The organism is Streptomyces sp. 796.1 (assembly GCF_047525675.1).
GTDB lineage: Bacteria > Actinomycetota > Actinomycetes > Streptomycetales > Streptomycetaceae > Streptomyces.
On sequence record NZ_JBLIWA010000039.1, the window covers coordinates 204,496 to 210,957 of the forward strand.

The 6,462-nt window shown below is 69.4% G+C and carries 4 protein-coding genes and 1 riboswitch; of the genes, 3 read left to right on the forward strand and 1 reads right to left on the reverse strand.

The genetic code is table 11. From position 1 onward, the window contains the following. Nucleotides 1-159 precede the first annotated feature (159 nt). Nucleotides 160-270, forward strand: a riboswitch (TPP riboswitch). The 3 genes from ACMA1D_RS24705 (at nucleotide 267) to ACMA1D_RS24715 (ending at nucleotide 4,528) form a co-directional block, all read left to right on the forward strand. Then, on the forward strand, nucleotides 267-1,343 hold the full coding sequence (locus ACMA1D_RS24705; RefSeq protein WP_414726188.1) for a thiamine ABC transporter substrate binding subunit: 1,077 nt from the start codon (nucleotides 267-269) through the stop codon (nucleotides 1,341-1,343). (Overlaps the previous riboswitch by 4 nt.) Before the next feature lie 254 nt (nucleotides 1,344-1,597). Then, a complete protein-coding gene (locus tag ACMA1D_RS24710) occupies nucleotides 1,598-3,238 on the forward strand; it encodes an ABC transporter permease (protein ID WP_414726189.1) in 1,641 nt (546 codons plus the stop codon). Between the two features lie 279 nt (nucleotides 3,239-3,517). Further along, the gene (locus ACMA1D_RS24715) at nucleotides 3,518-4,528 is read left to right on the forward strand and encodes an ABC transporter ATP-binding protein (RefSeq protein WP_414726190.1); all 1,011 of its coding nucleotides are present in this window, start codon (nucleotides 3,518-3,520) and stop codon (nucleotides 4,526-4,528) included. Between the two features lie 540 nt (nucleotides 4,529-5,068). Here the strand turns inward: ACMA1D_RS24715 and ACMA1D_RS24720 are convergent. After that, nucleotides 5,069-6,187, reverse strand: a complete 1,119-nt coding sequence (locus tag ACMA1D_RS24720; RefSeq protein WP_414726191.1) for an LOG family protein — start codon at nucleotides 6,185-6,187, stop codon at nucleotides 5,069-5,071. Nucleotides 6,188-6,462 lie beyond the last annotated feature (275 nt).

Genomic DNA, 6,462 nt, shown 5'->3' on the forward strand with positions numbered 1-6,462 from the left:
CGCGCCGCTCCGTACCGCATACTCGGCGTGCCCCGTGCCCCGTGCCCCGTGCCCCGTGCCCCGTGCCCCGTGCCCCGTGCGGCGCGACGGTAGTGCGGCTTCGTCGCGGGATGTGGCGCTGATAATGTGCCGCAATATTGCTTTGGTCGTACAAGCGAACATTTCCGACAGGGGAGCGCCGAGGCGCTGAGAGTGCGGCACCGCAAGGGGCCGCAGACCCTCGGACCTGATCCGGGTCATACCGGCGTAGGGAGTCAGAGTCACTCATGAACAGCTACCTTCGGCGTGCCATGAGCACCGCCGTGATCGGCGCCCTCGGCGTCACGACGCTCGCTGCCTGCGGCGATTCCGGCAGCGGGTCGGACTCCAAGACGGTCACCGTCGTCTCGCACGACTCCTTCCAGGTGTCGAAGGGCGTCTGGAAGGAGTTCACGGAGCAGACGGGCTACAAGGTCAAGGTGGTGCGTGGCGCCGATGCCGGTGCGGCTGTGAACCAGGCCATCCTGTCCAAGGGAAACCCACAGGGTGACGTGTTCTTCGGCGTCGACAACACCCTGCTCTCGCGCGCACTCGACAAGGGCGTCTTCGCCCCGTACCGCGCCAAGGACCTCGACACGGTGCCGTCTGCGCTGCAACTGGATGCCGCGAAGCACCGTGTCACCCCGGTGGACACCGGCGACATCTGTGTGAACTACGACCGGAAGTTCTTCGCCGACAAGAAGCTCGCCCCGCCCAACACCTTCGACGACCTGATCAAGCCCCAGTACAAGAACCTTCTGGTGACCGAGAACGCCGCCACGTCGTCGCCCGGGCTCGCCTTCCTGCTCGGCACCGTGGGTACTTACGGAGCCGACGGTTGGCAGGACTACTGGAAGAAGCTGAAGGACAACGGGGTCGAGGTCGTCGACGGCTGGGAGCAGGCGTACAACGACCGCTTCTCCGGCTCCGGCGGAGGCTCTGGCAAGGGGGACAAGCCGCTCGTCGTCTCGTACGCCTCCAGCCCGCCCGCAGAGGTCGTCGGTGTCGAGCCCCAGCCCAAGGAAGGCCCGACGGGCGTGGCCACCGGGACTTGCTTCCGCCAGATCGAGTTCGCCGGACTGCTTGACGGAGCGAAGAACACCAAGGGCGGCAAGGCACTGCTGGACTTCATGCTGAGCAAGACCTTCCAGGAGGACGTGCCGGTCTCGATGTACGTCAACCCGGTCCGGCAAGACGCGAAGCTGCCGGAGGTCTTCACCAAGTACGGGGCGCAGATCACCAAGCCGGCGACGGTTGCTCCGAAGGAGATCACCGAGAACCGTGAGCAGTGGATCAAGTCGTGGACTTCGCTCGTCGTGAGGTGAACGACGGACTGCCTCCTGACATGGAGGACTGGGCAGCCGAACGGGGCACGGGGCACGGGGCAACCGGCCGCGCGGAGCGGGGCGCCGGGATGGCGGCAACGGAGCGCGGGGCGCGGGGCGCGGAGCGCGAGGGTGGCAGCCACGAGGCACGGGGCTCGGGGCACGGAGCGCGCGGCGCGTCCGGGCGATGGGGCACCGGGCCCCATAGGCGCCAGCCACGAGCCTGGCGGACATCGGCGCTCAGGCTCGGCCTGATGGCCGTACCGCTCGGCTTCTTCGGGCTCTTCTTCGGTTATCCGGTCGCCGCCATCACGGCGCGTGGGCTCCGTTCGGGCGGTACGTGGCAGTTCGGCCGCATCGGCGAGGTCCTGAGCGACCCCGACGTACTGGACGTCCTGTGGTTCACCACCTGGCAGGCCGCTGCGTCCACAGGGCTGACGCTTGCCCTCGCCCTCCCCGGCGCGTACGTCTTCGCGCGCCTGGACTTCCCGGGCAAGCAGGTACTGCGGGCGGTGGTGACGGTGCCTTTCGTGCTGCCCACCGTGGTCGCCGGATCGGCGTTCCTCGCACTGCTGGGGCGTGGTGGGCTGCTCGACGAGCTGTGGGGCGTACGGCTGGACACCACGGTGTGGGCCATCCTGCTCGCCCACGTGTTCTTCAACTACGCCGTGGTCGTACGCACCGTCGGTGGGCTGTGGGCGCAACTCGATCCGCGGCAGGAGGAGGCCGCACGGATGTTGGGGGCTGGGCGGTTCGCCGCCTGGCGCAGGGTGACGCTGCCTGCTCTGGGGCCAGCCATAGCCGGGGCGGCCCTCATGGTCTTCCTGTTCACCTTCACGTCCTTCGGGGCCGTCCAGATCCTCGGCGGGCCGCGCTACGCGACGTTGGAGGTGGAGATCTACCGGCAGACTGCGCAACTCCTGGATCTGCCCACGGCTGCGGTGCTCACCCTCACCCAGTTCGCCGCGGTGGCATCGCTCCTCGCCGTGCACGCGTGGACGGTGCGGCGGCGGGAGACGACGCTCCGGCTGGTGGACGCCTCGTATACGGCCCGTCGCCCACGGGGTGCGGGACAGTGGACACTGCTGGTGAGTGTCCTCGTGGTGACCGCCCTGCTGATACTGCTGCCGCTGGCCGTCCTCGTGGAGCGGTCGTTCTCCGGTCCCGGTGGTTACGGCTTGGACTTCTACCGGGTGCTGGCTTCCGCCGATGAGAGCGGTGGGACCTTCGTCGTTGCGCCCCTGGATGCGTTGTGGAATTCGTTGCAGTACGCGTTGGCGGCGACCGCCATCGCACTCTTCGTCGGTGGCCTTGCTGCTGCCGCACTCACCGTGCGCGGACCACGGGGCGGCGAACCGACGCGGGCGGGGCGGCTGGTACGGGGCTTCGACGCGCTCCTGATGCTGCCGCTCGGAACGTCGGCGGTCACCGTGGGGTTCGGCTTCCTCATCACCTTGGACGAGCCGCCGCTGGACCTGCGGGCCTCGTGGTTCCTGGTGCCGTTGGCGCAGGCCCTGGTCGGCGTTCCGTTCGTGGTCCGCACGATGCTGCCGGTGCTCCGTGCAGTCGACGATCGCCTGCGTGAGGCCGCGACCGTCCTGGGCGCGTCGCCGCTCCGTGCCTGGCGCGAGGTGGACCTGCCGCTCGTCCGGCGGGCGTTGCTGATCGCGGCGGGCTTCGCGTTCGCTGTGTCGTTGGGCGAGTTCGGGGCGACCGTCTTCATCGCACGCTCCGACAACCCCACGCTGCCGGTGGCCATCGCCCGCTTCCTGGGCCGCGCCGGAGAACTCAACTACGGCCAGGCCATGGCCCTGAGCACGATCTTGATGGTCGTCTGTGCGGCAGCGCTGCTGGTCCTTGAGCGGCTCCGTATCAACCGTTCGGGAGAGTTCTAGATGACGTCGTGGGACAAGAAGCGGGCTGATGGGGGCCGGAGGTCGCAGCCTCCCGCCGCACAGCAAGGCGACGATTCGCCGGGGCCACCGGAGCACCTCGCCCCGGCGCCCTCCGCTCCGGTACCTGCCACGACCGAACGTCCCGCGCCGGCGGAGCCGCGCGAGGACGGGGCACGGGGCGACGGGGCACGGGGCGACGGGGCACGGGGCGACGGGGCACGGGGCGACGGGGCACGGGGCGACGGGGCGCTGGAAGGGGCTCTTCTGCGGCTGGACGCGGTGACGGTCAGGTTCCGTGACCGACTCGCACTGGACACGGTGGACCTTGACGTGGCCGAGCACGAGACGGTCGGCGTGCTCGGGCCGAGTGGGAGTGGTAAGTCCACCATGCTTCGCGTGGTGGCGGGTCTCCAGGCGGCGGAAGCCGGACGGGTCTGGCTCGGTGGGCGTGATCAGTCCAAGGTGCCGGCCCATCGCAGGGGCGTCGGCCTCATGTTCCAGGACCACCAACTGTTCCCGCAGCGCGACGTAGCCGGCAACGTCGCGTTCGGCCTGCGTATGCGACGAACGGAACGAACCGACGTCGACCGCGCCGTAGCCGAACTCCTCGACCTCGTAGGTCTGCCCGGGGCACAACGCAGGGCGATCGCTGCCCTGTCGGGTGGCGAGCAGCAGCGGGTGGCGCTGGCGCGCGCGCTGGCCCCACGCCCGAAGCTGCTGATGCTGGACGAGCCCCTGGGGCAACTCGACCGGGGGCTGCGGGAGCGGCTCGTCGTGGAGCTCCGCCAGATGTTCCGCCAACTCGGTACGACGGTGCTCGCTGTCACCCACGACCAGGGAGAGGCCTTCGCGCTCGCTGACCGCGTGGTGGTCATGCGGGAGGGCCGTGTCGCCCAGGTGGGAACGCCACTGGAGGTCTGGCAGCGCCCCGTATCCGAGTTCGTCGCCCGTTTCTTGGGCTTCGACAACGTCGTGGAAGCCACCGTGAGTGGGGCCACCGCGGACACGCCCTGGGGAGTGATTCCCGTACCCGGCGGAGCGCGTCCGGGCCCGTGCCGTCTCTTGGTGCGACCGACTGGAGTGCGTCTCGCGGCAGCCAGTGACGGCCTTGCCTGCCTGGTGGAGGCGCGGACGTTCCGGGGCGGCCTGGGCGTCTCGCTGCTCCTGCGGCCTGAACACGGGCCGACGCTGGAGGCGGCATGCCCGTTGCGGGACGCACCGGCGGAGGGGGACCGGGTGTCAGTCGAGTTCGTGGCAGAGGACGTAGTGGTGCTCGGCGAGCCGGCTTGATCCTTGGGGGCTTGGACCTGGGGCTGGGCGTCGATCCTGCTCTTGCTGGCTCAGAGCTGTGTACGGGCCTGGGGACGGGTGGCTGCGTACGAGGGACAGGGGCCACCATGCCGCACGGAGCACGGAGCACGGAGCACGGAGCACGGAGCACGGAGCACGGAGCACGGAGCACGGAGCACGGAGCGGGGTGGGAGACGGAGCGCGGAGCTTCGCGCGTGGGGCCTCGCCTTTGCTGGTACGGGGCGCAAGATCATCGCCGGGGGCACGGGGCACGGGGCACGGGGCACGGGGCACGGGGCACGGGGCACGGGGCACCCCGGGCCGTCGTCCTGCGGTCCGGCCAGGATTTGCACGAGAGACGTGGACGTCTGTCCTCACGCGAGCTGGCTGATGGTCTGTTACGGACGCACGGGGCCCGAGGAGCCAAGAGCAGTCGGGGCAACAGCGGGTTGGGCCATCCGCCTACAGCGAGCTGCCGGTACACCGTGCGGAGCTCAGCACGACGCCGTACGCGGCGGCTGGTGGCCGAGTCGCCCCCACCTACGCTGTGGTCAGGCCAGCCAGAGCCTCCGGCACCTCTTCGATTGTGTCGACGAGTGCGATGCGGCGGGCCATTGGGCGCCCGTTGGCGAGGGCCTGGAGCAGCGGCCAGGCGGGCAGTTTAAGCGTCCAGTGGTGACGGTTGACGAGAACCATCGGGGTGGGCTCACCGCGCGATTCGTAGTAGTTCGGCGTGGTGTTGTCGAAGATTTCCTGCACCGTCCCCGCGGCTCCGGGCAGAAAGACCACGCCGGCGTTGCTCCGTGCGAGCAGCCCGTCCTCGCGGGTGGCGTTCGCGAAGTACTTCGCGATGTGTGAGGCGAAGACGTTGGGCGGTTCGTGCCCGTAGAACCAGGTGGGGATGCCGATGGACGTGCCGCCGCTCGGCCAACGGTTCCGTACCTCGAAGGCTGCTGACGCCCAGTGCCCCACGGACGGGGCGAAGGACGGTGCTTTGGCCAACAGCTCCAGTGCCTCGTCCAAGGCAGTGTCGGCCAACGGGGCGGTGTAGGCCCCCAGGTTTGCGGCCTCCATGGCGCCGGGGCCCCCGCCCGTCGCTACCGTCAGCCCGCTGCGGGCCAGGGTCCTGCCGAGTTCAGCGGCTCCGGCGTACTCCAAGCTGCCGCGCTCCAGCGCGTGGCCGCCCATCAGGCCAACCACCCGAGCGCCGGCGAGGTGTTCGTCCAGCGCGTCGGACACGGCGTCGTCGTGGATGCTGCGCAGCATGGAGGCGAAGACGTCGCCGTCGGCCTTTGTGCGCTCGAACCAGGCGTAGGCCCGGGCGTCAGGCGTCTGCTCGTACCCCTCCGCAAGCCCGTGGAAGAGTTCGCCGGCCGAGTAGAGGGCGCCGCGGTACGGATTGAACGGCAGATGCGGCACCGGCGGGAAAACGAGAGCCCCGCTGGCCCGGACCTTGGCCGTTGCCTCCGGCTGCATGGCGCAGCCCAGGAACACGGCTTCAGAGGTGTCCGTCGACAGCAGGGCGAACGTGCGCTCCGTCAGGTCCACCGACTGTATTCGAAACCCGATCAGGGAACCCGCGGCGACGACCTGGTCGAACTCGGCGAGGGATTCGATCTCGCGATCGCTCTGGTCCTTAGCGGTGTCGTTGATGGCCACGCGGCCATGCTAGGGCCCAGGCCCCGGGGCGTTGACGTCCGTATGTGAAGCCCTGTGGGAACGGTAGCGGGGGAGTGGATCGCGATTGGCCCTCTAATGGCGCCTAGTCAAAACAGAGTTGAGAGGTACGGGGGTGGTGCTGGGCATCAGTGACCTGTCTGCGAGAGCACGAGGCTGAGTGTTGCTCGTAACGCGGAGACCAGTGGTTTGGTTGCGAGGCCCCCCATGCACCCATCCTGGAAAGCACGGAGCACGGAGCACGGAGCACGGAGCAC

Bases quoted from the DNA above. Each gene is read 5' to 3' on its own strand.
- ACMA1D_RS24710 (WP_414726189.1), top strand. From the start codon at position 1,598: ATGGCCGTACCGCTCGGCTTCTTCGGGCTCTTCTTCGGTTATCCGGTC.
- ACMA1D_RS24705 (WP_414726188.1), top strand. From the start codon at position 267: ATGAACAGCTACCTTCGGCGTGCCATGAGCACCGCCGTGATCGGCGCC.